Below are 26,469 nucleotides of genomic sequence, written 5' to 3' on the forward strand. Positions count from 1 at the left end.
TTTGTATTCCTTAACGTGCGAAGACTGGAATATCAAAGACAGCCGTATAGCTATCCATTTGTTCATAGAGCTTATAGATCTGGGTTGTTTGTTTGACCGCCCAGCCCATATCCGTCGCATACTGGTGAACACCAGGACGCATCGGGCTCCAACGCATTTTGTAGAGTGTGTTTTGATCGTACGCATTATGGATGTATGTCGTACTGATGAATTCAGCACCACCGACGATGGCGGCTTCCGGTGTGAACCACCCTTTGCTGTACGCATACGCAGCACCTGTATTGATGGCATCGTAGTCATACGCGCCGATTCCGTACATGTTGTAGACAGTCCGTCCGTTCCAGATGACACCCGTCGCAAGTTTCGACGTCCCGTTACCGGTCTCAAGTAAAGCATGTGAGATCAGGTAGGCTTCGTTGACCGAATATTTTGCGCCTGCATCGATGAAGGCTTGTCCGCAACTGCCTGTCGTACATTTACCGAAGATTCCTTTAGTCGCGAGGATGTTATTCAACGTCGCTGCTGAAGCACCTGTTGATTTGGATAAGTCAAGGAACTGATAATAGGCAGATGATTGACGGTCGACTTTTAACGGATCAGCCGCATCACGGACATCGGATTCAAGGGCATTCAACCAATAGATTGTTGAATATCTTGTCGTCGATGTATAGACACGCGGATACGTCGTGTAGAATCCGCTGACGTTTTGATAGACCTTAATCATCGCATTTGGTTTGAACTGACCGTAAACGTGACTGGCAGTCGTCGCACCAGAGCGGATGTTAAGCGGTGTCGTTGCCGTGACAGTGGCAATCGTTCCATTGACAGGATCAAGTGCACCGCCGAGGCGAACGTAATCTGCACTGATGTACATCAGCTTGGAAGCATATAAATCAGTTTGTGGTGCCGGATTCAGTTTCATTTGGGCACTGATGAAGCTGTCAAACGTATACGGAGTCGCAACCGAATTATAGACGTTCAGTTTGGCAGATGTCATGACCATTGTTCCGTTGTACGCATAAAGCGTCTTCCCTTCATAAGAAACTTCATACCAGCTGCCGATTTTTCCAGTGACCGGTAAAACCGTGTTCGCGGGAATGGAAGCGACGAGTTGATAGGCATCCCCGACGTAAGACCGGAGTGAAGTCGTCCCGGTTGCCAGAACAAACGATTTTTCAATCGGCTCATAAGCGATTGGTGAAGTCGATTGACCGAGTTTGATGTAACCTGTTTTTCCGTTGATGATGACTTGATGCCACTGTCCGTTGGCAGATGTCGTAACAAGTGTTTTCGTCGTATAGACATTGCCTTTGTTTAAGTTGGCGATTGTCGTCGCTGAATCTTTTGCGTCACTTTTGACAGCGATCGGAGCATCGAGTAAGAAGCGGGCTTCTGCAATCGTCTTTGTTTCCGAAAACTCCGTCAAAGCGGAAGCAGCCGCATAACCGCTTTTACCAGCATAAGTGATTTTCATCCAATTACCGATTTGACCTGTCACCGTAATGACTGTTCCGTTTGGAATCGTCGTGACCGGAGCGTAAGATGGTCCGGCATATGACCGGAGCGGCGTTGCAGCTGACGTTTTATACTTTGTTGCCGGTAATGCTTTGTAGTCAATCGATGTTCCTTGGTTGACACGAACATAACCGGTTTTCCCGTTAATCGTCATGCGGTGCCATTGTTCCGACCGGCCGTTCGTGACGAGTTGTGTCGTGTAGTAGACATCATTTGCTTCTAGTTTCGTCCATGTATCTGCCGTCGACTGATGGGATTTCTTCACATCGACCGACTTCGATAAAACGAACCGTGAAGCAGGCAGTGTCTTTTTCGTAATCAATTCAGTCATCGTACCCGCAGCGACATAACCGGTTTTCCCGTTAGCCGACACTTTGTACCAATCTTGGATTTTTCCGATGACCTGGACGTTCGTACCTGTTGTGATCGTGGCGACAGTCGCATATGAATTTCCTGCATATGTACGCAGTACAGTCGTTTCCGTTGCTTTCATCGCCAGGTTCTCTGAGCTGTAGGCGACAGGTTTTCCCTGGTCGACAGGGACGTATCCGGTCTGGCCATCTTTTGTCACACGGTGCCATTTGGAAGAACCGTTCGTGACGAGTTGATTCGTTTGATAGATATCATTTGTCTTAAACGTCGTGACTGTTGCAGCTGTTACTTTTGGTGCTGCTTTCATCGCGACATCCGCTTGAAGTTTGATATCTGTTGCTGGAATCGGTTGTGTCGTCACGTAATCCGTAAACGTCGTACCTGAGGCGTAACCTGATTTTCCGTCATACGAGACTTTATACCAGTTTCCGATTTGACCCTGGATCTTGATGACGGTCCCGTTTGGAATCGTTTTGATGATTCCGTAAGAAGGTCCGGCATACGAATGGATCGCCGTCGCTGTCGTCGTCTTTAAAGAAAGATCGTGGACGGTATAGTACTTGATCGTGTTTCCTTGATTGATTTTAACGTAACCTGTTTTGCCGTCTTTTGAGACCTTATGCCACTGCTCACCGATCGGATTCGTCACGAGTTGTGTCGTATAGTAGACGTTACCTGTTTGTAAGCCGGCCAGTGTCGCACCGGATGAGAACGGAGTGGCTTTGATTTCAACCGAGTTCGTCAACAGGAACCGTGATGATGCTAACTTGATCTTTGCCGTATATTCGCTCAAAGCAGCAGTCAAGGCATATCCTGTTTTTCCGTCGTACGTGACACGGTGATAGAGACCGGAACGAGCCGTCGATTTGACGATCGTACCTTTTGGAATCGTGACGAGCGGATGTTTTGTTCCGTCCGTCGTGTCATACAGGACAAGAGCAGATTTCGTCTTGAACGCTGTTTCCGGAATCGTCGTCACTTCTTGTTTCGAAGAGCCGGCGAATGCCCCTTTATGCATATACCCTGACTTGCCTGCATACGTGACATTGTACCAGTCACCGATTCGACCGGTCGTTTGCAGGGAAGTACCTGTTGGAACGACAATCTGCCGCGGATAGGCTGTACCGGCATATTGACGGAGAATGTAACCGTCTGTCGTCTTTAAAGCGGTTTTCGACATTTTCGTATAGGCGATGGGTGTCGTGTTCAAGGCACGCGCATAAACGGTCTTACCGTCATAGTTAACGCGGTACCAGACTTCGCCAAACGAATTCGTGATTTTTTGTGAACTGTAGTACGCATCCTGTTCATTTAATGTAGCGATGACAGGCGCTGTAGCCGACGCCGACGTATGAAGGGTCGTCTTTTTCGAAACGAGGAACCGTTGTCCCTTGATCGTTTCTTTGTTATCAGATGCTGCTAGATATTTTGACGCGACATATCCCGTTTTTCCACCGTATGAAACTCTTCTGAAAAATCCAGAAGCCGACGCATACGTGGATGAAACGATAGTTCCGGTCTTGATCGTCAACAAGCGTTTCCGTGAAGATGTCGTCTTGTCATACAGATAAGTATCAGCAGACAGACGGTAGGTCGTTGCGTTGGTCGTTGCGGCCTCGAGCGATGGACTGTAAGAAACAAATATGCCGAGGACCAGGATGAAGCTGACCAGCATCTTCAAGGTTTTCGTGAATAGTGTCGTGTTCAAAGATCGTATCCTCCTAGTTAGAATTCGTCCGAAGACGTATCGGGCTCTAGGATGTCAATTCTAAGTTGTGAAATTAATTTGCCTATACTTACTATCGACAATAAAACATTTATCTACAGTATATTTAGATTTTTTTTGAAAAAAGGGGTTTAGTTTTTTGAAAAACCCTTCTGTTTTGGGAAACAGAAGGGAATTAAGTCATATGATGATTTTTTGGAGAAGTTCGGAGAGATCTGTTGTCGGTCGATCACACTGGAAATCACGACAAAGATAGGCTGTTGCCTGTTGGGTCGGAGGATCATACTCAGCAATGAACGGAGCAATTTCAAGAAGTACCGTTTTTTCACCGACGAGAAGTGACAGTTCAGGCAACCGTCGCTGGTGGAGTTGCGTCAGGAAGGACTCGACCTCCCCATAGTTTTCTGTCAGTACAATCAATTCTTTTGGCTCCATCAACGTCCGGGTATAGACGCTTATAAGACTGGCAAAGCCCGTTGGTTGTGATTTGACTTCTGAAGCGAGCGTCGTGAAATTCCGCTGTGCCTGGTCACGGTAATCTGTCCGGCCTGTCAGCTGCGATAAGCGGAGGAGATTCGAGACAGCCGTACTGTTTCCGGCGGGTTTGACACCGTCATATACATCTTTTGGACGAACAAGCAACGTTTCGTCATCGATTGAAGTGAAGAAAAAGCTACCATCCTCGTCAGAAAAGTCTTTCATCATCCGCTCCGTCAGCGTGATGGCTTGTTTCAGGTAGATGATCTGCTGTGTCGTTTGATGCAATTCCAGATACGCTTCCGTCAAAAAGCTGTAATCATCGAGATAACCATTTCCCTGCACATGACCTTGACGGTAACGGACATGCAAACGGTCGCCCTCCATCAAATGTGTTTCGAGGAACGTCAATGCCTGTGTTGCGCGTTGCGTATAGCGGGCATCATCAAAAACACGTCCGGCTTTCGCATAGGCAGAAATCATTAAAGCGTTCCAGGAGGTCAATACTTTATCATCACGGAACGGGCGCGTCCGTTGATTGCGGAACTGCAGCAAGGTTTGTCTTTCCTGCTCGAGTTGGATCAAAATGTCTTGAAGGGAAGAACCGCGATCAGCCACCAGTTGTTGGATCGATTGACCGGTCCGCCGAAAAACAATCCGTCCTTCAAAGTTGCCTTGAGGTGTCGCTTGATAGAGCAATGGGAACACGGCCTCTTTCCCGAGTAAATCCGTGAGTTCATCGAAAGTGAACGTATAGAAAAGTCCTTCACGACCTTCACTGTCCGCATCTTCTGCCGAATAAAAAGCGCCATCCGGAGAGGATAAATCGCGTTCGATATAGGCAAAAACTTCTTCTGCGTATTGTTTGAACCGTTCTCTGCCGGACACTTGGTACGTCTCGATGCATAACGTTGCAAATAACGCGTTGTCATACAACATTTTTTCGAAATGCGGGATTTCCCAGCGTTCGTCGACGGTATACCGGTAAAGACCGAAACCGACGTGATCCGTAATTCCCCCGTCACGCATCGCGGTTAATGTCCGCATGACCATCTGCAAAGCCGTCTCATCTTCTGCAAACCGGTAATAATCGAGCAGAAAAGTCAGTAAGGAAGGTGAGGGGAACTTCGGTGCTGTACCAAACCCGCCGTGCTCGACATCAAACTGACGCATTGCCTGATCAAACGTCTCATGGACCACTGCTTCGTCCAATTGATCTGATGAGTTGAAGTCTGTGATTGTCGTTAATGCTTGGATGATTTCCTGACCGACCCGTTGGATTTTGTCCGGATCCGTCCGGTAATGTTCACTGAGTTGCAGAATGACTTGCCGAAAGCTCGGCCGATTGAACTGCGGGGTCTTCGGAAAATAGGTCCCGATATAAAACGGTGTCTGATCGGGGGAGAGGAAGACACTGAGCGGCCAACCGCCTTGTCCGTTCATCAGTTGTGCCGCCGTCATGTAAATCTGATCGATATCCGGCCGTTCTTCCCGGTCGACTTTAATTGAGATGAAACGATCATTGAGCAGACGAGCCGTCTCTTCGTCTTCGAAGCTTTCGTGAGCCAGGACATGACACCAATGACAAGTCGAATAACCAATCGATAGAAAAATTGGTTTATTCGCCGCACGGGCAGCGGAAAAGGCTTCTTCCCCCCATGGATACCAGTCGACAGGGTTGGTTGCGTGTTGGAGCAAGTAAGGACTTTTTTCATTGATCAGTCGGTTCATCGCCATCTTTAAAACCTCGTTTCTTCTATAGTAATGTCAATCATCTTCTAATAGCCTTAACGATAGCGGTGTTTGAAGTGGGAATCAACAGAAGGACTCGGATTAAAAAATAGAAGCTGTAAAAAAAAGATTGACTTTATAAAATAAAACATGATATATTAGATTTTGTCATGAATCGGGGATGATCACTCATGTGAGAATCCATCACTAAAATACACAATTTAATAATCAGGTCAGGATTTTTAGACCTTACTGACAAATGAGTCAGACATAAGTCATCGCTTTTATTTTGTCCTTCTTCTGTTTAGCTAGAAGAAGTTGACCCAGCAAGATAAACCTTCCATTCGATACTTTTCAGCTCATTCCGAGCGAAATTCTAAAAATCCCAGTAAATACGCAACCCAACGCGTAACTTGATTCTCGCTAAAACGCTTGATTCAGCTGGCGCGGCCAAGGAGCCGTAACAACGAAAGAGAGGTAGGGCTTTCGTCGTTTCAGGTGTTTTGATCACCTGTATCCTCGATTCTCATGACACCTAAAAACAGACACGCTGATAAGGCGTTTTTTTTATGCTCTTTTTTAAGCGATTGTATGTCTTTCATGTTTCTTTGTAACGCAAAGACGAATGATTAATTTTTGTAAGCGTTAACAATTAATTCTTTTACGAATATTAAGGTCTTTTTTTACATAAAATATACACTATTCGTAAATATATCTGATAATATGAAGAAGTGTCAGAAAATTCATAGGGGGTTAACATCATGAAGAACGTCAGTACGTTTGGGAAGTGGGCATTGGTCGGAGCATTAACAGCAGGAATTCTTCCACAAGCAGGTATTACGGTAGGGGCAGAAGGCGAAGGCGTCATCTTGTCCGAGTACATAGAGGGTTCAAGTAACAACAAGGCAATCGAAATTTATAATGGTTCGGGTCAAATCATCAATCTTTCAGATTACACACTTGTTCAATACACGAATGGTGGGCCGACGGAGTCGAAAATCACATTGTCGGGAACGATTGAACCGGGGAAAACGTTTGTCATTGCCAATTCAAGTGCAAATGCAGATATTAAAGGAAAAGCACAACAAACAACGGGATCACTCAACTTCAACGGAAATGATCCGGTGGCTTTGAAAAAAGGTGATGTCGTTCTCGACATCATCGGACCGGTCGGCTCAAGCACTGATTTTGCGAAAGATACGACACTTGTCCGGAAATCAAACGTGACAGCCGGCTCGAAAACATACGAACCGTCACAATGGACGAGCTTCCCGGTCGATACGTTGACGGATCTCGGTACACACGCTGCTGAAGCAGGAGACGTTTTAGTCGCACCGACGGCGTCACCGGTCGGCGAAGTCGAACGTGGGGATCAAGTGACATTGACAGCAGAAGGGACGATTCACTATACAGTCGACGGATCAACTCCGACTGCCGAAAGTCCGGTCTACTCTGGTCCGATTACAATCAATGATGCAGTAACGATTCAAGCGGTTGCCGTCAAAGATGGAAAAACGTCGGCTGTTTCGACATTCAAATATTACATCGCACCTCCAATCACGAAAATCAGCAGCATTCAAGGGGTAGCGCATACATCACCATACGCGGATCAACTCGTCCGGACGACGGGTGTCGTCACATATGTCGTCGATGCGAACAACTTCTACATGCAGGATCCAAATCCGGATAATAACAGCAAGACCTCTGAAGGGGTGTTGGTCTACGCGAAAAATCACGGCGCAGCAGTCGGCCAGACCGTCGCAACGACAGGGTATGTCAAGGAATGGTTGCTTGGCGGATACAGTGACAAGTTTGATACGGATCTCGCCGTCACAGAAATCAGTACAGTCAATCTCGTTAAAGGGGCATTGAACACAGGATTGCCGGCGAGTATCGTTCTCGGGGAAAACGGTGTTTTGATTCCAACGCAAGTCATCGATAACGATTCATTTGCTGAATTTGATCCGGCTGAAGATGCGATTGATTTATACGAGAGTGTCGAAGGAATGCGTGTCGCGCTTCCGAATGCCATCGTCACGGGACCGCAAGCCAACCGGACGATTCCAGTCCGGACACAAACAGCGGATAAAGTCTACACGAAACGTGGCACACCAATTCTGACAGCGGATAATGCCAATCCTGAGCGTCTGTTCGTCGAGATGGGCAGCAGCTCGTACCGTGCGAAATCAGGGGACCGTTTCGAAGGTACAATTGAAGGTGTCATGAGCTATAACTATTCGGCGTATAAAGTGCTCGCGAAAGCAGCTGATTTGCCGAAGTTGATTACAAGTGAAGTCGATCGTCAACCGACGAACATTGAAACAGGCGATTCGCGTCTGACCGTTGCTTCGTACAACGTGGAAAACTTTGCTTCGACGGCAGATGCCGGAAAAGTCGACCGTGTCTCGGAAGGCATCGCGACATTCTTGAAAACACCGGATATCGTCGGTTTGACAGAAATGCAGGATAACGATGGGGCGACAGACAGCGGGACAGTCGATGCATCGAAATCATTTGAAACATTGATTACAGCAATCGAAGCGAAAACAGGTGTCCGTTATGCCTATACGGATATCGCACCGGAAGATAAAAAAGACGGCGGACAGCCCGGCGGGAATATCCGTGTCGGTTTCTTATATAACCCAGCGCGTGTTTCGCTTGCACCAGGTGAAAAAGGAACAGCGACAGAAGCTGTTGCCGTTGAAAACGGTAAGCTGACGAACAACCCGGGTCGTATTCAACCGAACGATCCAAACTTCGCCAGCTCACGGAAACCACTCGTCGGCGAATTCATCTTTAAAGGTGAATCGTATCACGTCATCGTTAACCACTTTAATTCAAAAGGCGGCGATGGAGCGGACTTCGGTAAAAATCAACCGGTCGTTCGTAAGAGTGAGGTTCAGCGTCACGCAATCGCTGGCATCGTCCAAAACTTCGTCAACGAACTGGAAACAGAAGTGAAAGATTCAAACGTCGTCGTACTGGGTGACTTGAATGACTTCCAGTTCTCGAAAACACTTGATATCTTAAAAGGGGACAACCTTTGGAACACGGTCGATGACCTTCCGAAATCGGAACGTTATTCTTATGTGTATAACGGAAACGCACAGGTGCTCGACCATGTCTTGATTTCGAAAAACCTGAAGCCGTATACATCGTCTGATATCGTCAATATCAACTCGGATTATATGGAAGCAGACGGCAGCGCAAGTGACCACGATCCAGCCATCATCTCGATTCAAGGAATGGAAAGCGCCGTTGCAGTCAACGGTAAAGCAGAAATCGGAAAATGGCGTGCCGTTCAAAAAGGAAAGCATATCTTCATCGAGCGTCAACTCGCCGGCAAATGGGACAAGGCAAGCGAAACACATGCCGATCAGCAAGGAGATTTACTTGAACTGCGTGTTTCTCAAGGTCGTCCGTACATCCAGGTAAAAACGAAAAAAGGTAAAACGATTTGGCTTGAACTGTCGAATGGGTACAAATTAAAAGAAACAACGAAATACTAAGCGATTGTATTAAAAAAGCGGACTTAATGGTCCGCTTTTTTGTGTATTCGGATAAAGAGCGAGAAAAAGGACAGCAGACTGATCAAAAGGGTAAGCAATAGTGCGAGGTTTAATGGGATGGCACGGAACATATACGTAAAATGAATGATGATCAATAACAGGATAATGGCAAGGCCGGGAATAAATTGTTTACGTAACAGATGACCGACACCCGGGACGAGAAGTTCGAAACCGAACCGTTGACTGATATGGACTTCCTCATGCGCATTGGCGAGACTAAACGAGACGGTCAGCAAAACTAAAATGAGCCATCCGGAAAACAGATACTGTTGAATCGGTAAAAACGTGATCGATTCATAGATAAAATAAAGTAGAATCATGGCATACTCCTTTGGAAGTAGATATTATATAGAATTTCCTTATTTTTTCCTTACGAGTTCTAATGATAGCGAGGGTTTTCAGGAACGGCAACAACATTTAAAGGGAATAAAAATAAAAGAATGTTCACACATTTTAACAACAGGGAAAGAATAGTTTATTTTATGTATGATAATGGTGTGAGAATGCGATGAATAAAGACGTCAGACCTCCTTTACACGCAAAATCTGAGATGTGTCAAAAGTGTGAAGCGGGTTGCTGAATCATGTGATTTCACTTGAAACGATAGCTTAGGCTGTTCGAACGGACGGGTTTCTTTTAAAATGAAGTCAATGGAAGAAGCGAGGAGGCAAACGGATGAAAAAGTGGTTAGTACTTGGAATAGCAGCTGTTGCTTTCTTTAGTTATGAGAACATCCCGATGGAACAAGCAGAAGCGGATTATCCGAAAAGTGGAGGAACGCTGATTGATCGATATACAAGTGAATACCCGGGTTATGACTGGGAAGTCAGGCGGACGGCAACGGAAGAGTTCGTGGCATTGACGAAAGACGGCAAGGATTATGGGAAGTACCGTTCGAAAAACGGCGTAACGACGCAAGGGGCCGTTTTAAACAAAGACACGGAAACGACCCTTGCGAAAAAAGGCTGGAAAGCCGTCAAATCGTACCGGAAAGGCAATACGAACTATTTGTTGAACCTTGATCATGCCGCTGTCTATGAAAAAAAGGACCGGTATGTGACATATTTCTTTGACCAGCACGACGGTAACAAAGTCAAAGCGACACTTGCGATACCGAAAGAAATCGAAGCGAAAAAAAGTGGATTTTATGGTAAGGCTTCAAGTGCGTTACGGACAACGGATGAGAAGTTGATGTTGCGTCTGATGAACTGGGACCGGGCCGATTATAAGCTCGGAGCACTCACTCCGTACAATGCGCTGAAACCTGTCACACGGGCACACAGTGAGAACATGGCGAAGAATAATTTCTTCTCTCATACCGATCCAGAAGGACGTGATCCGTTTGATCGGATGAAGAAAAAAGGAATTCGCTTTTCGGCAGCCGGAGAAAATCTGTCGATGGGCTATCCGAATGTCTTTGCAGCACATTGGGGATTGATGAACTCAAAAGGACACCGTGATAACATCATGAACAAGGACTTCAAACAGGCAGATACCGGTGTGGCGTTCCGGGACAATTCACCGTACTTTACAATTAATTTCCGGACACCGTTGAAGTGAAAGTTAAAACCAAACAGTGCACTTAGCCTCAATTTTGCGAAAGCAGGATTGAGGTTCTTTTGTGTGGATCAATCTGTAGATGGATGACGCGCTATCTAAATTTGAATTCTATCTTGAAAAATGAGAGGGGAATTTTGATTGACGAAGCCCTGTCTTCTCCAGGAGTCCCTATTTAATGGAAAACCCCTGAAACCGTTCCACCTCCGTTTGTAAGGGGAGGCAGCTGTTTCAGGGGTTTTATATCATCTTTAGACGAGCTAATCGACAAAAAGAATTACATCAGTTTGCCCACTCGGGCTTACTGAAGCCTTTAAAGGACTTTTCGATGACAGCGTTAAAGTCCTCTGACTCCACGACAGCCGTCAAGTCTTTCGCGAGCTGTTTCTTTTCATCTGCTGTTTTGACAGCAACTAAGTTACGGTACTGCTCGTCCATTTTCTCGAGTGCTAATGCATCAAGTAAATCGAATTTCGCAGCAAGGGCAAAGTTTCCAGGAACAGCAGAAATATCAACACTCTCGATGGCACGTGGCAACTGTGCTGCCTCAAGTGGTTTGATGACGAGTTTCTTCGGATTCTTGACGATGTCTTTTTCAGAAACCGTCAATGGATCAGCATCCGGCTTCAACTCAATCCAGCCTTGTTCAGCGAGTAAGTTTAACGCGCGGGCTTGGTTGGTCGGATCGTTTGGTGTTGCGACTTCCGCGCCTGTCTTGACGTCATCAAGCGACTTATAGGATTTACTGTATAAGCCCATCGGTGCCGTCGGAACAGTGATCAGCCCTTTAAGATCGAGATTCTTTTCCTTCGCGAACGTCTTCAGATAGATCGAATGTTGGAACAAGTTCGCGTCGATGTCGCCGCTGCCGAGCGCGATGTTCGGCTGGATGTAATCGCTGAATTCAACGATTTCGACTTTATAGCCTTTCTTTTCAAGACCAGGCTGAATCGCTTCTTTGACCATGTCACTGTAAGGACCGCTCGTCGCACCGATCTTAATCGACTTGGTTTCTTCTTTCGCACTGCTGTCGCCACAGCCGGCAAGAATCCCGGCTCCCAGTAATCCTGTTGCTAAAAAGGCATAACGTTTTTTCATTTTCATTCTCTCCCTTAAGGTTTTCTATTTGTAGTTAACGTTTATCAGCACGGCGGGCAAGTTGATTGCCGAGTCCTTGAATACTTTGGACGATGACGACGAGTACGATGATCGTCACGATCATGACGACGTTATCGTACCGGTAATAACCGAAGCGGATGGCGAGGTCGCCGACACCGCCGCCGCCGACGATGCCGGCCATGGCAGAAAAGCCGATCAGGCTGATCGTCGTCAACGTCACCGCTTGGATGATTCCGGGAAGGGCTTCCGGTAACAGGGCGCTGATGATGATACGAAACGGTGTTGCGCCGCATGCCTCAGCAGCTTCGATCAAGCCCGGTGGAATCTCACGGAGTGATGTCTCGACGAGTCGGGCGAGGAACGGAATGGCGGCAACACTTAAGCTGACAGAAGCGGCTGTCGGACCAATCGTATTGTCGAGCAACAATTGCGTCAGTGGAATCAGCGCGACGAGCAAGATGATGAACGGTAACGAACGAACGATATTAACGAAAAAGTCCAAGATGCTGCGAACGGCGACGTTTTGGAAAAACAGTCCCCGGTCCGTGATGAAAAGTAAAATTCCGAGCGGGATGCCGATGACGAGGGCAAAGCCCAGTGAAATCCCGACCATCAGGGCCGTCTCGGCTAAAGCTTTTGTAAGATCCGGTAACATGGTTTCGATTCGTTCAAGCCACATCCTGGATCACCTCAAGTGTGTGGAGTTGTTCTTCAAGCCATGTCAGGGCCTTATTCACGTGAAGCGTCGGACCAGTCAAGCTGACGATCAGGACTCCGAAGGCGACGTTTTGGATATAATCGACCTTGCCGTGGAGAATACTGACGGAGATATCAAACTGTTTGATCGCTTCCGATAACGTACTTTCGCCGGTCTTCTCACCCGTGAATTGCAGGCGAATGATTTTACCGGGTGTCGTCCGTAAGATGCGTTCCGGTAATTCAATTTGAAGTGCCGTATCGACATAATGTTTTGTGACATCATGGGTCGGCTGACTGAATAAGTCGTATGTACTTGCGACTTCGACGACTTCGCCTTGCGCCATGACGGCAACGCGGTGGCAGATTTGTTTGACGACATCAATCTCGTGGGTGATGAGGATGATTGTCAGGCCGAGTCGTTCATTCAAGTCTTTCAGCAGTTCCAGGATTTGCAGTGTCGTGACCGGATCAAGAGCTGACGTTGCTTCATCACACAACAGGACACTCGGATTATTGGCAAGGGCGCGGGCAATCCCGACCCGTTGCTTTTGACCACCGCTGAGCTGGCTCGGAAAGTTCGTCTCGAATCCTTCAAGTCCGACCAGGGCGACGAGTTCTTTGATCCGGCTTGGGAAATCACTGCGTTTAACGCCGGCTGCTTTTAAGGCGAACGCAATGTTGTCGGAAACGTTCCGCGATTGAATCAGTTGAAAGTGTTGAAAGATCATCCCGATCTTCAGTCGTAGTTCGCGTAAGCTGCCTTTTGAGAGGTCGGACAGGTTGATGCCCGATACTTTGACCGTTCCTTGTGTCGGCGTCTCCAGTCCATTAATCAACCGGAGTAACGTACTTTTTCCGGCACCGGACTCACCGATGATGCCAAAGATTTCACCTTGCTGAATCGTTAAGTTGACATCGCGTAATGCGAAAATCGGTGTCCGGTCACGAACGAACCGTTTGGTGATGCCTTTAAATTCAATCATCTGTCGTTTCCTCCCTATACAAAAAAATCGCTTTTTTCCAGTTAAGAGCAACCAGAAAAAAGCGACGAAGTGTAAGATTTCGTAACTTATCTCTCAGAATGAAACATTCTGTAGGATGTGGCACCGTTCCTTAAAGGTGGTTGCCGGACGTCGTTGGGCCTAATCCCTCGGTCGCTCTCGATAAGTAATTATGCTGTTGGGACTTACTGTAACGGAAATCATTCCCATTTGTCAAACGTTTTTTCAGAATTATTCCGCAACGGCTTGCTGAAACAGATTGAGCTGACCAATCCGTTCGGCAGCTTCGACCAATCGATCGGCATCAGCAATCAGGCTGATCCGGACATAGCCTTCGCCGTATTCCCCGAAGAAATGTCCCGGTGTGACGGCGACATGGGCCTCGTCAAGCAAATGGTCGGTAAAGCTTTGTGAGGTAAAACCAGACGGGACGGGTAACCAGACGAAGAATGAACCACCCGGAACCGGTCCTTCCCAACCAATCTCCTGTAACTTACCGAACAAGGCATCACGACGGGCTTCGTACAGAGCACTGAGTTCACGGACGCATGTTTGATCACTGGAGAGAGCAACGGTCGCTGCGTGCTGAATCGGTGTGAAGGCACTGACGTATAAATGTTCCTGGTACGTCTCGATACTTGAGATGACGGACGGATTACCAATCGCAAAGGCAATCCGGAAACCGGACATGTTAAAGCGTTTCGATAACGAAAACAGTTCAATTCCGACGTCTTTCGCCCCTTCTGTCTGGAGGAAACTTCTAGTCGGACCGTCAAAGCTGATTCCGCCGTACGCCAAATCATGGACGACACAAATATCGTTTGCGTCAGCGAAGGCAACGGTCTGCTCAAAGGCTTCCGCCGTCGCCGTCGCACCGGTCGGGTTACTCGGATAGTTGAGGAACAGCATCCGGGCCCGTTCGACATCCGTCGTATCGAGTAACGTGTAGTCAGGTAAAAAAGCATTTTCCGCAAGGAGCGGTAACGTGATCGGGTAAGCACCGGCAAGTGCTGCACCGGATAAGTAATCCGGATAGCCGGGATCCGGAACGATGACACCTTCGCCGGGATTGACGATGGTTTGCGGTAAAGCGACGATACCGGCTTTACTGCCGAGCAGAATGGCGACCTCAGAAGCGGGATCAATCGTCACGCCGAACTCCGTCTGATAAAAATCGGCAACGGCCTGTTTGAGGAAATCATGGCCGCGAAACGGCGGATACTGGAGGTTTGCCGCGTCATTAATCGCCTCTTTTAAAGCATCTAGAATATGTACAGGTGTCGTCTGATCCGGTGTTCCCTGACCAAGCGTGATGACATCGTGGCCGGCGGCTTTGACGGCACCGATCCGCTGAGCAAGCTCGGCGAAGACCGGAGCAGGTAACCGATCAATCGCAATCGATGGGGCAAAATGTTTCATCTGTTTTCCTCCTTGTTGGGTATTGTCGTCAAGGATAACGAATTTTCAGAAAAAAGAAAAGGATTTTTTAATAATTGCTGATAATTGGTAAAAAGAACCGAAGTCTTTCATGTTTTTGATACACTGAATTAGAATACGATTGAATCATAAAGGAGATGATGGGGATGAATCGGACCTGGTGGAAAGAAGCTGTTGTCTATCAAGTATATTGGCGCAGTTTTAAGGACTCGGACGGAGATGGGATGGGCGATTTACGCGGGGTGATTGAAAAGTTGGATTACATCGCATCTCTTGGTGTCGATGTCATCTGGTTAAATCCCTGTTATACATCACCCGATATTGATAACGGGTACGATATTTCCGATTACTATACCATCATGGAAAAAGCGGGGACGATGTCCGACTTGGAAGAGTTGATTACAGCAGCTCATGAACGGAATCTGAAATTGATTCTTGATTTAGTCGTCAATCATACAAGTGATCAACATGCGTGGTTTAAGGAATCCCGCAGCAGTCGAACGAACGAGAAAGCCGATTGGTACATTTGGCAGGACGGGGAAAAAGGAACACCTCCGAATAACTGGCGGTCGTATTTTGCACCGAGCCCGTGGACATGGGATGAGACACGCGAGCAGTATTATTTCCACTCGTTTGCATCGGAGCAACCGGACTTGAACTGGGAACATCCGGCTGTCCGGGAAGCTGTTTATTCGATGATGCGCTGGTGGGCGGATAAAGGCATCGACGGTTTCCGGATGGACGTCATCAACCTGATCAAGAAACGGGCGACGTATGACGATGTCGCGGATCCTTTGGATTTATCGTACTTAGGGAACCAACCGGGCATTCACGAATTGTTGCAGGAGATGCACCAAGAAGTCCTGGCGGGAACGGACCTCTTTACGGTCGGTGAAATTCCGTTCGTCGGACCGGAAGACGGATTGCTGTACGTCGGTGAAGAACGGAATGAATTGCGGACGTTGTTTCATTTTGAGGTCGCAGATGATATGGAGACGATGGATTTGCCACGTTTCAAACAAATTCAAAAACGCTGGCATGAAGCACTTTATCCAAGCGGCGTCGCGTCCCAGTTTTTGAACAACCATGACCACACGCGTCAGGTGACGCGTTTCGGAAGCGAACGGTATCGCGTCGAAAGTGCCAAGTTGCTGGGGTTGATGCTCCATACGTTACCCGGCATCCCGTACATTTATCAAGGGGAAGAAATCGGTATGACCGGCATCCGTTTTTCTGATCCGGAGTCCTATCAGGACGTTGCGTTTCGGAATCAATACGCCGAGCGGGTTGCGACCGGCGAATCACCCGGAACGGTTCTGTCATCGATGCAGTTACGGGCACGTGACAACTCCCGGACACCGATGCAATGGAATGCGGATAAAGCAGCCGGTTTTACCGTTTCGATACCGTGGATGACGGTCAATCCGAACTACCGTGAAATCAACGTCGAAGCGGCAGAGCAGGATCCGGATTCCGTGCTGGCCTTTTACCGGAAATTAATTGACTTACGGAAAGCACATCCTGTCATGGTTTACGGCATTTATCGTGATTTAGCGATTCAAGATCCGTACTTGTATGTCTATGAACGGGTCCTTGACGGGTTGGTTTGGCGGATCGTGTTAAATGTCCATGATGAACCGGTTACGACGACGTTCGGATTACCGGAAGAACAGCTGATTTTAACGAATTATGACACGTCTGACAGGAATCGATTAGCACCGTATGAAGCCCGTTTGTATCGATACGAGATGCCGTAAACAGCGGGAACAGTCAACAAAAAAAATCCGGACAACTTCTACTCTTCATTAAGAAATGAGGAGCAGGAAGCTGTCCGGATTTTTTGGTCGGACTGATGTTCAAGTATAACCATTTCGTTTTTTCGAGGACAGGACCTGTTCGAACCGATCGACGGCCTGACGCATGTCAAAGCTCGGTGCGACAACGAGCGGTCCGTGACCAACCGCCAGGACGTCCGGTGTCAATTCCGTTAACTGATGCGCCGATTGAAGCGCCACTTCCTTATCCCACGTCGCAAGGGACGGGAAGGGAAACTGCCATCTTGTATCACCCGAGACGGCTAAACCGCCTTGGGTTTGGAAGGCGTCACCGGCAATCAAGGTCCGGCTGCCTTCGTGCCAAAGGGAAATCGATCCCGGTGTATGCCCTGGAGAAGAGATGACACTTAAACTGCCGATCTGTTGACCGCTTTCGAGTAACCGATCAGGACGGGTCTTGATGTTTTTTGGAATGCCGCCTTTAAGAGGTGTCGTTTCGCCTTCGCGTAACGATTCGTCGCCACTGAGCAGGGCGGCATCCCGATAACTGATGGATACTTCAGCGAGCGGGAAGGCACTCGCTAAAAAATCAAGGGAACCGACATGATCGGCATGCGCGTGGGTCAAGATGATGGATTGTAACGGTTTATCAAAAGACTTGATGACGGAATAGATGGCTTTGGCATTCAGTGAGATTCCTGTATCAATCAAGGTAAGGCTGTCTGCTTCTTCAAATAGGTAACAGTTGACCGGGAAAAAGGACGGGGTCGTTTGCAGTTGATGAAGCCGTTCAATCGATGAAATACGCATCCGGGTACACTCCCTCGTCAAAATATTCGCTTCTCTTTCAGTATCGCCTGTTTTAGTACAGGCGTCCACAAAAAAACTCCCTCATCGAGAGGGAGTGAATGGATCAATACGTGACTTCGAAAACGGCACCTGCATGCTCTTGATCGTCACCGTCTGCTGCTGAAGTGACCAAAAGACGATCTTCATATAGAATCGGGCAGGTCGGGTTTGAAACCGGGAAGTCGATATGAGCAAGTTTTTCGCCTGTGTCAAGATTCCAACGCGTTAGGCATGATCCGGCGTAATGAGCGATGAAGACATGACCTTCCGTATCTTTTGTCATACCGTCCGGGAAACCGTCTTCGTTCTCTAAGTCGATCGCCACGCGACGGTTCGTCAACGGCTGATCCGCTGCATAGTCAAAAGCATAAACTTTTTTCGTCGGCGTATCGATATGATACAGCGTCTTGCCATCCTCTGACCAGACGAGCCCGTTCGAGTTCGTCAAGTTTTCAAGGAGGACGTCGACTGAGCCGTCATGACGCAGGCGGTAGAGTGAAGCCGTCTCACCGTCTTCTTCATTGATGCTTCCGGCAACATACTGACCCGACGGATCGAGTTTCCCATCGTTCATCCGGTCCGAAGCAGGAAGCGTCAATTTGGTTTCAAGGGACAGGTGTCCTTCCTTTAAGTCGAACGTTCCGAAACCGTGTGCCGACGTGACGCGAAGGAAATCCGGCGCATCCGTCAAAGCGATCGATGTGATGGCACTTGGTAACTGGTAAGGTTTTAAAGCCTCTGTCGTTAAGTCATATGAAAATAGAAGTTTGCCCGGAATATCGACGAAATAAAATCGTTTTGTTTTGGCGTCGTACACGGGTGATTCCCCGGTCTTACATGCAACATCGATAAAAAGTGAAACGGTCATCTGATTTCCCCCTACATATACTATGATCTCTATTTGATAATTATCCGTGAATGAACTCGAGGTGTAATTGGAACTTCACGTCACTGCCGACCAATACACCACCGGCTTCCAGGGCGACGTTCCAAGTGAGATTGTAGTCTTCCCGTTTGATTTTTCCATCGACTTCAAAGCCGGAACGGGTATTGCCCCAAGGATCGACACCGCTGCCTTCATACTCGACCTTAAACGTTTCTGTCCGCGTGACATCCTTAATCGTCAAGTCACCGGTCACTTCGTATTCATCACCGGAGTGTTTTTTGAACGAAGTCACACGGTAAGTAATGTTCGGATACTGCTCGACATCAAAGAAATCAGCTGATTTCAAATGTGTATCACGATCGTTGCTGCGCGTGTCGATTGTAGCGACCGGAATCGTTACGACAGCAGAGGCGTTTTCTAAATCGTGTGCTTCCCCGCTGACCTCAAAGGTAAAGTCACGGAATTCTCCTTTAACTTTTGAAATCATCATGTGTTTGACTGAGAATGTAATGGAGCTGTGGTCCTGATCGAGTTGATACGTAGTCATGTTCGGTTCCTCCTCATGTTCAAGTCACTTTTAGTCATGCCTTTTATTGTTCCTTTTTATCTCGATTCCAAAACATACGGCGGAAACAAAAATAAGTCCTGCACCGCACCTAAGCAGAGCAGGACTATTAACGATTCCAAGGAATCGATTAGCGGCTTTTTACCAGTAAATTAACGGCTTCCTTGACCAATTCCTCGGTCTGTCCTTCGCCGGATTGTTCCGCCTCTTTGACACACTCAATCAAATTTGAGCTTACGACGACACCAATCGTCCGGTCGATGGCGGAGCGGGCAGCAGACAGTTGGGTGATGACATCACGGCAATCCTGCCCTTCTTCCATCATCCGTAAGATACCGCGGAGTTGCCCTTCGATGCGGCTGACCCGGTTCTTCATTTTCCGATCATAATCCATGTATTTTCCTCCATTCTGAGATGCAATCCGTCTATTCGATATCTTTATGCTATGCCCATCATGGTATTGCTGTCAATCCAACCGCTTTTTGAGCTATATTTTTTAGTAGAATAGGGAATATGGATGTGGTGGACAAAAAAATGAAAAAAGATAAAAAACTAAAACGATTTCGCGTCAGCTTGCGTATACTATATGATAAGGCTGACTGATCACAAGGAGGAGAAGGATGCATACTCAATCCGATGAATCGCTTTATCATGAGATGCGCAGTGGAGATGAACAGGCTCTCGAAGTACTGTATGAGAAGTACGAAAGGCTATTGTTCTCATTCGCTCATCGCTTTACGAATAATGATCGTTTATCAGAGGAAGTCATTCAAGAAGTCTGGATGAAGATATGGAACGGACGGGTCGATTTTAATACCGATAAAGGGAAGTTTTCCTCTTGGGTATTAACGATTACCCGCAATGCAGCGCTCGACTGTCTGAGACGTGAGAAACGCCAGCCGACGATTGAAGTCGAGGAGCGGGACGGCGGATATGATGAACCGGTCGAACGGACGGTCATCGAGCGTGAAACCGCATCTGAAGTCCGGGATGCCGTCAGTGAACTGAAACCAGATCAACAAGAGTTAATTGAACTCGTTTATTTTAAAGGAATGACCCAACAGCAAATCTCAGATCAGCTACATGTACCGCTCGGAACGGTAAAAACAAGAATCAGGAGTGCCATCCAGGAACTCCGGAAAATATTAGACGGGAGGGAACGTTGATGGAAGAACGTTGTCATGATTTAATCGACTACTTCAACGGAACATTATCAGCTGCCGATCGCGACGCGTTCGAAGCACACTTGGCGACTTGTGATGACTGCAAACAGGCGCTTCAAGAGATGCAAGACTTGATGCTACCCATCGCGGAATCACTTCCGGAACGGCCAATACCAACAGGCATGAAGTCACGGATTCTCGGTGAGGTCCTTGGATCAACGAATCAAGAAAGCGAACCGGGAACAGCACCGGCTTCGAAACCGGTTGTTCAGGAGACCGACCGCGTTTCTGAACTTGATGCAGCACGCTCGAAAAAAGATAAAAAACCTTCTGTGCCACTCGGTTGGCTCATGAGTATCGCAGCAGCCTTAATCCTGTCGCTTGGTGCCAACGCATACTTTCTTTCGCAAGACGAATCTTCTCCAGCGGAAGAGTTTGCGATGGACGAAGTCAAAGGAATGGGCAACTTTGAAAGTACGGCCTCCATCAAGGGTTCGAGTATGATTTTTACGAAAGATGATAAAGAGTTCATGCTTGTCCAACTGAAGGATTTACCGCCACTTAAAGAGGGCGAGTTGTATCAACTATGGACGATTCAAGGCGATACTCCTCGTGCAAACGGTGTAATCGAACAGGATGGAGAAGCAGCAGCCGTCTTCCCGGTAAAAGGAGATGGAACGATTGATGCGGTTGCGATCACGGTTGAACCGGAACCGGACTTAGAAAAACCGACCGGTGAAGTCGTTGCCTCCGTCACGTTATAAAAGCCAGTCTCAATTCATAGAAAGGGGTGCAATTTTGATTGCATCCCTTTTTGCATACGTTTTTCCGAGTTTATTCGTCTATTTTAGAAAAAAGCCGATCTATTCTAACGAAAGTTTGTCAGAAGACTGAAGAAATACCGACAAGAAGACGATACTAATAGGAATGTCAGTTAAAAAAGAGAGGCACTTATCATGAATGAATGGATCACCTTAACGAAACACTATGAAGAGACATTGGTCATCCTATCGGTCATCGTCGCCATCGTTGGATCCTATGCCTCACTTGAATTAAATCGCCGTTTGGCAAAAGCCGTATCTTTGAAAAAAAGAGCACTGTTTGTGTCCTCCTTGACGATGGGATTATCCATTTGGGGCATGCATTTTGTTGGGATGGGTGCGTTTGAATTGGCAGTACCGGTCAAATACGACTGGGTGTTGATGTTCTTATCAATCATTCCAGCCGTGACGGCTGCCTGGATTGCCTTTTATCTCTTATATTATTCAGAGCTGACGAGGAAAAAAGTCATCGTTGCCGGAACGTTAATGGGAACAGGAATTGCGATGATGCATTATCTCGGAATGATTGCGATGCAGTTTGATGGGGATATCCGCTATGATGCGGCCTTATTCACGTTATCGATTGTGATTGCCATTACGGTCGCCTATGTCGCCCTCCTGCTGCTTTATGTGACGCGGCACGTCGATAAAAAACGAATTTTGATTCCTGTTGCGATTTTAATGGGATTCGGCATTTCAACGATGCATTATGTTGGGATGCTTGGTACGGCATTCTGCATTCCAAGTTCTTCAGGGATAGACATTACAGCCCGTCCCGTCACTTCAAACATATTGAGTGATGTGGCGGTTCCGGTCTTTTTAATCATTTTGTTGATCGTCGGACTGTATATTCACCTCGAGCGGCGCGCCTTACAGATGATGGCTTACACCGATCATTTGACAGGATTGCATAACCGGCGTTGGCTGGATTATCATATGGCGAAAGTTGATGGACAATATAGCCGAACGAAAAAGCAGATGACGATGGCCTTGCTTGATCTGGACGGCTACAAATGGATTAACGACACATTTGGATTTGATCAGGGAGATGCTGTCATTCGGCAATTTGCGGACCGGATTAAAGCGTTACTTCGAGAAGACGAGGCTTGTATTCGTTACAACGGTACGCAGTTTTTTCTGATTCAAAACATTGATCCTGATCTGTTGGAAGAGGCTTTTACGAATGTACTGGAAGCGATTCGACAACCGATTTTCCTCGACGGACAAGAGATTCATCTGACAGCGACAGTCGGAATCATCGTTCCGAACGAAGAGGATTCGCTGGAGATACGGATTGGTCAGATGGAAAGCGCCTTACGTGCTGGAAAAAATGAAGGCCGGGACCGTTTCGTCATCTATGATGAACTGCTTCATTCGGATCGTCGGGAACAACAAATTGTCGGATCCTTACGCCGGGCGATGACGGACTTTAAAGAATTTAATCTCGTCTATCAACCGAAAATCGCGTTGGCAACAGGGAAAGTGGAGCAGGCGGAAGTCCTGATTCGATGGAATCATCCGAAATTTGGTTTCATTTCCCCGGCCGAGTTCATTCCGCTCGCTGAAAAATATAGTTTGATTCATCGACTGACCCAGTGGGTGCTGCAAGAAACCGTCAAGCAGATGGAAGCCTGGCGGGAAGAGGACCACTTCATCCGTCAAGTCTCCGTCAATTTGTCGGCCATGCATTTCCGGTCGGAATCACATAACCTGATGATTAAGGAAATCGTTCATCACTCGTTGAAGAATGGTGGAGAACTGCAGCTTCAGCTGGAAATTACGGAAACGTCTGTCATGGAGAACCTTGAACGGGCCTTGTTGATGCTCGGAGAATTGAAGCAATTGAGTTTAACGATTGCACTCGATGATTTCGGGACGGGTCTGTCCTCTTTGACCCACCTAAAGCATTTACCGATTGATATCTTAAAAATTGATAAGTCATTCATTGACGAAGTACCGCATGACGAGAGGGGAACAGCGATTACAGAAATGATTATCCAGCTTGCGAAGAGTCTCGGGATTGAAGTGGTGGCGGAAGGCGTCGAAACGCTTGAACAACATGAATTCCTGAAACGGCTCGGATGCGACTATGGACAAGGCTACTACTACAGCCGTCCCGTCAAGGTCAAGGATTTGGACCAACAGACAATCGAGCGAACCGTTTTGAATGTGGTCTGACAGCACATCAGCTCAATCCAACGCATCTCTTTTTACGTATACTAGATAAGCACACGAGGAATATGTGTGCGAACATGGGGGACGCAATGGCTTCGTGAACAGATTCCGGGCAGGAATTTGTTCGACTTGTGCAAGATGCAGACAGAATCGCCGTACATTTCGATAGTTGCTAAGCTCTCTACTCAATCCAGTACCTGTCTGTCCATCACACTACAAAGGCAGCTTTCCACGAGGGAAGCTGCCTTTTTTTATCGTCTTACCGGTTGGCTGTCAATTGGCAGCCGGTCTGATCGGTAACGAGGACGTTCGTATTGAAATATTGACCGTCACTTTTTAAAATCAATGATTTTTTCTCTGCATTGTAGTCAAGTGTCATCTCCTGATCGAGAAAATGACTCGACCACCGTTTGACAAGGACGGGTCCGACATTTGAATCAATCGTCATATCTTCATCCGTTGCGGCGGAGACGAGACGAATGCTGAAAATACCTGAGTTCCCGCATCCGCATCCTTCTGTATCGTAATACAGATGCAATTGGCCTTCCGTATCACCACGTAATTGATCGATGCGATCAAGTGCAGCTTCTGTAAATGTAATCTGCATAACATTCACTCCTTTGATACCAGTATACGACGAATCAGGTAGAAAATAACGTTACTTGCTCAGTTGAACCTGACGACGCATCCGGACAAGCAAGAAGACATATCCGGCGAGCAGGACGACGACGCTTCCGAGGACAACCGTATCGACAAGTCCGTTGTCCGACTGGAAATTGATGGCGATATAAGCCCAAACGAAAACGAGTGGATAAATCGGATCGCGATTAGCGAACATGAACAACAACGCCAAAATGACACCGACACCAAGCATGATCATCGTCCAGCCGGCATCTCCGATTCCAAGCCATGAGTTGATGTTTTCCGTATCGATGGTCAAGAAGATATTCGCAATCGTCGCAACCGAGACCCAGCCGAGATAAAGCGAAAACGGTAATTTAAAACGTAAAGCTTTTGTCTCGCGGTCGATTTTGGAGTAGATGACAATCAGGGAAATCAAAAGACCGACGATGACGACAACCGACAACGGAAACAGCTTGTATGAGAACGTAACGATCCAGCCAGCATTGAACAGACAGCTGATCAAGAACCACGGTCCGATTTTTTTAGCGATATCATGTTCCTTGAACTTCGGAATCGTCTGCATGATGAGCCAAACGAGTAAAACAAGATAGATGAGTCCCCAAATCGAGAACGCATAACCTGCGGGTTTAAAATAAGTGCTGATCGTATCCGAAATCCGTCCGGTTTTTCCGCCGTCCAGTGCATTGACGGCAATCGTAAAGACAAAGCCAAGCCAATTGAGCCAAATCCATTTGTTTTTCAATACAAAAACCTCCTTTAATCTCTAAAGGAGGTTTACCCGGATTGTCGACTCTTTAGACATCAGCGTCGGCTCGTCGGGTTTAAGAAGGACATCCCGATGGCTGGATTACCTGTATGCGAGCCGAGAACAGGCGTTAAGTTATCGATGCGAACTGTGACATCGAACCGCTTTTCGAGATTCATTTTCCATTCGAGTGCCAAATCGTAAGCAGTCGCGTGGAACAACGAGACATCGGTGACCGTTCCACTCTCAAGCATTTCAACGAGGTGGTCAAAAATCTTGGCATGGGCTTTTTTGAAGGTTCGAACCGTCTGATACGGAACGATTTTGCCATCTTCAAAATGAAACAGCGGACGCAACTGAAGTAAATTACCGACAAATGCCTTCGTCGAGGAAATCCGTCCGCCTGCCTGCAACTGATCGAGGTTCGCGACAGTGAACTCGATGTGATGGTCGAAGCGGCGCTCTAGAATATACTGCTCGATTTCTTCGACCGGCATCCCGTCTGCTGCCAGTTGCATCGCTTCCGCAAGCAATTGGCCTGCCGGATAGATGCCGCATCGGGAATCGATCGCAATCAAACGGAAGCCGGCAATTTCAGCACCTTGAACAGAAGCGTTATACGTGCCGCTCAGCTCGCTTGAAAGATGGATGGCAAAGCCGACATCATACTGTTCTTTTAACCGCTCATAGTGCTCAGTGAACGTACCGATGGACGGTTGACTGGTCGTGACCTTATGTTTCGCATCAATCCATTGATAGACGGTCTCGGCCTGGACATTGACACCGTCCGTAAAACTTTCGCCATCTTTCATGACGAGAAGAGGGACGACAGTCAAGTCTTCGTGCTGAGAAATCGAATCGGGTAAAATCGTCGTGCTATCTGTAATCCATGCAATCTTCATGCTGTTTCCTCCTTATTTTAGTACCTGATATTAATTGTAGGTGTAAGCGTTATCGCTGTCAAATGAACCTTTAAAAGTTCAAACATTTTAGTTGATTAACTGACCCAATACGCTATAATCGGTACGTGATTAGTAAACTTGAAGTCGTCTTATACTAAACTGTTATACAAAAAGGAGGGCGTGGATTGCGGACGATCGGAAACAAAATTAAAAATCTGCGTCTTCAAAAAGGCTTAACGCAAGAGGAGCTTGGGGAGCGAACGGATTTAAGTAAAGGTTACATCTCGCAAATCGAACGCGAAATCAGTTCGCCGTCGATTGAGACGCTGTTCAGTCTGCTTGAAGTACTCGGTATCTCGGCAAAAGATTTTTTTGACGAGGATACGTTGAATCAAAAGGTGGTTTATTCGCAAAAGGACGTCACGCGGTATGAGGACTTGGAACAAGGGTATCATGTGACATGGCTGATTCCGGAATCGAATGAAAAGGAAATGGAGCCCGTCTTGTTGCACTTGGCACCGGGCGGACATTTTAAAGCATACGAACCGTCCGGGTCGGAAACGTTCGTGTATGTACTCGAAGGATCGGTCACGTTGCGGCTTGGTCGGGAATCATTCGTGGCAACGCAAGGCGAGACACTCTATTATAAAGCTTCAGAAATTCATCAACTACGAAATGATTCAAAGGCAGAAACGAGAGTACTCGTGACAGCCACGGATTCGTATTTATAAGGAGGAATA

General features: G+C 47.3%; 21 protein-coding genes and 1 riboswitch. Of the genes, 7 read left to right on the forward strand and 14 right to left on the reverse strand.

Annotation, left to right across the window (positions count from 1 at the left end; genetic code table 11):
* Positions 1-10: 10 nt before the first annotated feature.
* Both P402_RS0103590 and P402_RS0103595 read right to left on the reverse strand, forming a co-directional pair.
* On the reverse strand, positions 11-3,595 hold the full coding sequence (locus P402_RS0103590) for an SH3 domain-containing protein (protein ID WP_026827454.1): 3,585 nt from the start codon (positions 3,593-3,595) through the stop codon (positions 11-13).
* Positions 3,596-3,793: 198 nt separating this feature from the next.
* Entirely contained in the window at positions 3,794-5,827 is a 2,034-nt protein-coding gene (locus P402_RS0103595; protein WP_026827455.1) for a thioredoxin domain-containing protein, read from the reverse strand.
* A 755-nt stretch (positions 5,828-6,582) separates the two neighbouring features.
* On the opposite strand from P402_RS0103595, the gene P402_RS0103600 reads away from it, so the two are divergent.
* Entirely contained in the window at positions 6,583-9,330 is a 2,748-nt protein-coding gene (locus P402_RS0103600; protein ID WP_026827456.1) for a chitobiase/beta-hexosaminidase C-terminal domain-containing protein, read from the forward strand.
* A 23-nt stretch (positions 9,331-9,353) separates the two neighbouring features.
* Here the strand turns inward: P402_RS0103600 and P402_RS0103605 are convergent, their stop codons facing one another.
* On the reverse strand, positions 9,354-9,710 hold the full coding sequence (locus P402_RS0103605) for a hypothetical protein (RefSeq protein WP_026827457.1): 357 nt from the start codon (positions 9,708-9,710) through the stop codon (positions 9,354-9,356).
* 355 nt (positions 9,711-10,065) lie between these two features.
* Between P402_RS0103605 and P402_RS0103610 the strand changes: the two genes are divergently transcribed.
* On the forward strand, positions 10,066-10,950 hold the full coding sequence (locus P402_RS0103610) for a CAP domain-containing protein (protein WP_026827458.1): 885 nt from the start codon (positions 10,066-10,068) through the stop codon (positions 10,948-10,950).
* Between the two features lie 279 nt (positions 10,951-11,229).
* On the opposite strand, the gene P402_RS0103615 is transcribed toward P402_RS0103610, so the two are convergent.
* The 4 genes from P402_RS0103615 to P402_RS0103630 form a co-directional block, all read right to left on the reverse strand.
* Positions 11,230-12,045, reverse strand: coding sequence for a MetQ/NlpA family ABC transporter substrate-binding protein (locus P402_RS0103615; protein WP_026827459.1), 816 nt, complete (start codon positions 12,043-12,045; stop codon positions 11,230-11,232).
* Positions 12,046-12,079: 34 nt separating this feature from the next.
* The gene (locus P402_RS0103620; protein ID WP_026827460.1) at positions 12,080-12,745 is read right to left on the reverse strand and encodes a methionine ABC transporter permease; all 666 of its coding nucleotides are present in this window, start codon (positions 12,743-12,745) and stop codon (positions 12,080-12,082) included.
* Positions 12,735-13,748, reverse strand: a complete 1,014-nt coding sequence (locus P402_RS0103625) for a methionine ABC transporter ATP-binding protein (protein ID WP_026827461.1) — start codon at positions 13,746-13,748, stop codon at positions 12,735-12,737. Before P402_RS0103625 ends, P402_RS0103620 begins: the two co-directional genes overlap by 11 nt.
* Positions 13,749-13,831: 83 nt before the next feature.
* Positions 13,832-13,935, reverse strand: a riboswitch (SAM riboswitch).
* Positions 13,936-13,997: 62 nt separating this feature from the next.
* Positions 13,998-15,185, reverse strand: a complete 1,188-nt coding sequence (locus P402_RS0103630; protein ID WP_026827462.1) for an aminotransferase class I/II-fold pyridoxal phosphate-dependent enzyme — start codon at positions 15,183-15,185, stop codon at positions 13,998-14,000.
* Between the two features lie 164 nt (positions 15,186-15,349).
* On the opposite strand from P402_RS0103630, the gene P402_RS0103635 reads away from it, so the two are divergent.
* Positions 15,350-16,960: an alpha-glucosidase gene (locus P402_RS0103635; protein WP_026827463.1), complete on the forward strand. Its 1,611-nt coding sequence runs from the start codon at positions 15,350-15,352 to the stop codon at positions 16,958-16,960.
* A gap of 99 nt (positions 16,961-17,059) precedes the next feature.
* On the opposite strand, the gene P402_RS0103640 is transcribed toward P402_RS0103635, so the two are convergent.
* From P402_RS0103640 to P402_RS0103655, 4 genes are all read right to left on the reverse strand, one after another.
* Complete coding sequence (locus P402_RS0103640; protein WP_026827464.1) at positions 17,060-17,788, reverse strand: MBL fold metallo-hydrolase; 729 nt, start codon at positions 17,786-17,788, stop codon at positions 17,060-17,062.
* A 103-nt stretch (positions 17,789-17,891) separates the two neighbouring features.
* Positions 17,892-18,695, reverse strand: a complete 804-nt coding sequence (locus P402_RS0103645; protein WP_026827465.1) for an SMP-30/gluconolactonase/LRE family protein — start codon at positions 18,693-18,695, stop codon at positions 17,892-17,894.
* Positions 18,696-18,735: 40 nt separating this feature from the next.
* Positions 18,736-19,260, reverse strand: a complete 525-nt coding sequence (locus P402_RS0103650; RefSeq protein WP_026827466.1) for a YceI family protein — start codon at positions 19,258-19,260, stop codon at positions 18,736-18,738.
* A gap of 148 nt (positions 19,261-19,408) precedes the next feature.
* Entirely contained in the window at positions 19,409-19,672 is a 264-nt protein-coding gene (locus P402_RS0103655; protein WP_012371399.1) for a metal-sensitive transcriptional regulator, read from the reverse strand.
* A gap of 226 nt (positions 19,673-19,898) precedes the next feature.
* Here P402_RS0103655 and P402_RS0103660 point away from each other — a divergent pair, with 226 nt between their 5' ends.
* The 3 genes from P402_RS0103660 to P402_RS0103670 all read left to right on the forward strand — a co-directional run bounded on the left by P402_RS0103660 (position 19,899) and on the right by P402_RS0103670 (position 23,440).
* Positions 19,899-20,444 (forward strand): RNA polymerase sigma factor, encoded by a 546-nt coding sequence (locus P402_RS0103660; protein WP_026827467.1) that lies wholly within the window; start codon positions 19,899-19,901, stop codon positions 20,442-20,444.
* A complete protein-coding gene (locus P402_RS0103665) occupies positions 20,444-21,205 on the forward strand; it encodes an anti-sigma factor (protein ID WP_026827468.1) in 762 nt (253 codons plus the stop codon). Before P402_RS0103660 ends, P402_RS0103665 begins: the two co-directional genes overlap by 1 nt.
* Positions 21,206-21,397: 192 nt before the next feature.
* Positions 21,398-23,440 carry a putative bifunctional diguanylate cyclase/phosphodiesterase gene (locus P402_RS0103670; protein WP_026827469.1) on the forward strand — a complete coding sequence of 681 codons (2,043 nt, stop codon included), beginning with the start codon at positions 21,398-21,400 and terminating at the stop codon, positions 23,438-23,440.
* A 256-nt stretch (positions 23,441-23,696) separates the two neighbouring features.
* Here P402_RS0103670 and P402_RS0103675 read toward each other — a convergent pair whose 3' ends face one another.
* The 3 genes from P402_RS0103675 to P402_RS0103685 are packed head-to-tail and all read right to left on the reverse strand — an operon-like array spanning position 23,697 to position 25,729.
* A complete protein-coding gene (locus P402_RS0103675; RefSeq protein WP_026827470.1) occupies positions 23,697-24,044 on the reverse strand; it encodes an iron-sulfur cluster biosynthesis family protein in 348 nt (115 codons plus the stop codon).
* A gap of 51 nt (positions 24,045-24,095) precedes the next feature.
* Positions 24,096-24,824 (reverse strand): TspO/MBR family protein, encoded by a 729-nt coding sequence (locus P402_RS0103680; RefSeq protein ID WP_026827471.1) that lies wholly within the window; start codon positions 24,822-24,824, stop codon positions 24,096-24,098.
* Positions 24,825-24,883: 59 nt separating this feature from the next.
* A complete protein-coding gene (locus P402_RS0103685) occupies positions 24,884-25,729 on the reverse strand; it encodes a DegV family protein (protein WP_026827472.1) in 846 nt (281 codons plus the stop codon).
* A 185-nt stretch (positions 25,730-25,914) separates the two neighbouring features.
* Here P402_RS0103685 and P402_RS0103690 point away from each other — a divergent pair, with 185 nt between their 5' ends.
* Entirely contained in the window at positions 25,915-26,460 is a 546-nt protein-coding gene (locus P402_RS0103690) for a helix-turn-helix domain-containing protein (RefSeq protein ID WP_026827473.1), read from the forward strand.
* The last annotated feature ends 9 nt before the right edge of the window (positions 26,461-26,469 follow it).

This window comes from Exiguobacterium sibiricum 7-3, from assembly GCF_000620865.1.
GTDB lineage: Bacteria > Bacillota > Bacilli > Exiguobacteriales > Exiguobacteriaceae > Exiguobacterium_A > Exiguobacterium_A sibiricum_A.

Coding starts and splice junctions, on each gene's coding strand:
- P402_RS0103610 (WP_026827458.1), top strand. CDS start 10,066: ATGAAAAAGTGGTTAGTACTTGGAATAGCAGCTGTTGCTTTCTTTAGT.
- P402_RS0103635 (WP_026827463.1), top strand. CDS start 15,350: ATGAATCGGACCTGGTGGAAAGAAGCTGTTGTCTATCAAGTATATTGG.
- P402_RS0103675 (WP_026827470.1), bottom strand. CDS start 24,044: ATGCAGATTACATTTACAGAAGCTGCACTTGATCGCATCGATCAATTA.
- P402_RS0103685 (WP_026827472.1), bottom strand. CDS start 25,729: ATGAAGATTGCATGGATTACAGATAGCACGACGATTTTACCCGATTCG.
- P402_RS0103660 (WP_026827467.1), top strand. CDS start 19,899: ATGCATACTCAATCCGATGAATCGCTTTATCATGAGATGCGCAGTGGA.
- P402_RS0103640 (WP_026827464.1), bottom strand. CDS start 17,788: ATGCGTATTTCATCGATTGAACGGCTTCATCAACTGCAAACGACCCCG.
- P402_RS0103655 (WP_012371399.1), bottom strand. CDS start 19,672: ATGGATTATGATCGGAAAATGAAGAACCGGGTCAGCCGCATCGAAGGG.
- P402_RS0103645 (WP_026827465.1), bottom strand. CDS start 18,695: ATGACCGTTTCACTTTTTATCGATGTTGCATGTAAGACCGGGGAATCA.
- P402_RS0103600 (WP_026827456.1), top strand. CDS start 6,583: ATGAAGAACGTCAGTACGTTTGGGAAGTGGGCATTGGTCGGAGCATTA.
- P402_RS0103620 (WP_026827460.1), bottom strand. CDS start 12,745: ATGTGGCTTGAACGAATCGAAACCATGTTACCGGATCTTACAAAAGCT.
- P402_RS0103625 (WP_026827461.1), bottom strand. CDS start 13,748: ATGATTGAATTTAAAGGCATCACCAAACGGTTCGTTCGTGACCGGACA.
- P402_RS0103665 (WP_026827468.1), top strand. CDS start 20,444: ATGGAAGAACGTTGTCATGATTTAATCGACTACTTCAACGGAACATTA.
- P402_RS0103605 (WP_026827457.1), bottom strand. CDS start 9,710: ATGATTCTACTTTATTTTATCTATGAATCGATCACGTTTTTACCGATT.
- P402_RS0103615 (WP_026827459.1), bottom strand. CDS start 12,045: ATGAAAAAACGTTATGCCTTTTTAGCAACAGGATTACTGGGAGCCGGG.
- P402_RS0103650 (WP_026827466.1), bottom strand. CDS start 19,260: ATGACTACGTATCAACTCGATCAGGACCACAGCTCCATTACATTCTCA.
- P402_RS0103630 (WP_026827462.1), bottom strand. CDS start 15,185: ATGAAACATTTTGCCCCATCGATTGCGATTGATCGGTTACCTGCTCCG.
- P402_RS0103595 (WP_026827455.1), bottom strand. CDS start 5,827: ATGGCGATGAACCGACTGATCAATGAAAAAAGTCCTTACTTGCTCCAA.
- P402_RS0103670 (WP_026827469.1), top strand. CDS start 21,398: ATGAATGAATGGATCACCTTAACGAAACACTATGAAGAGACATTGGTC.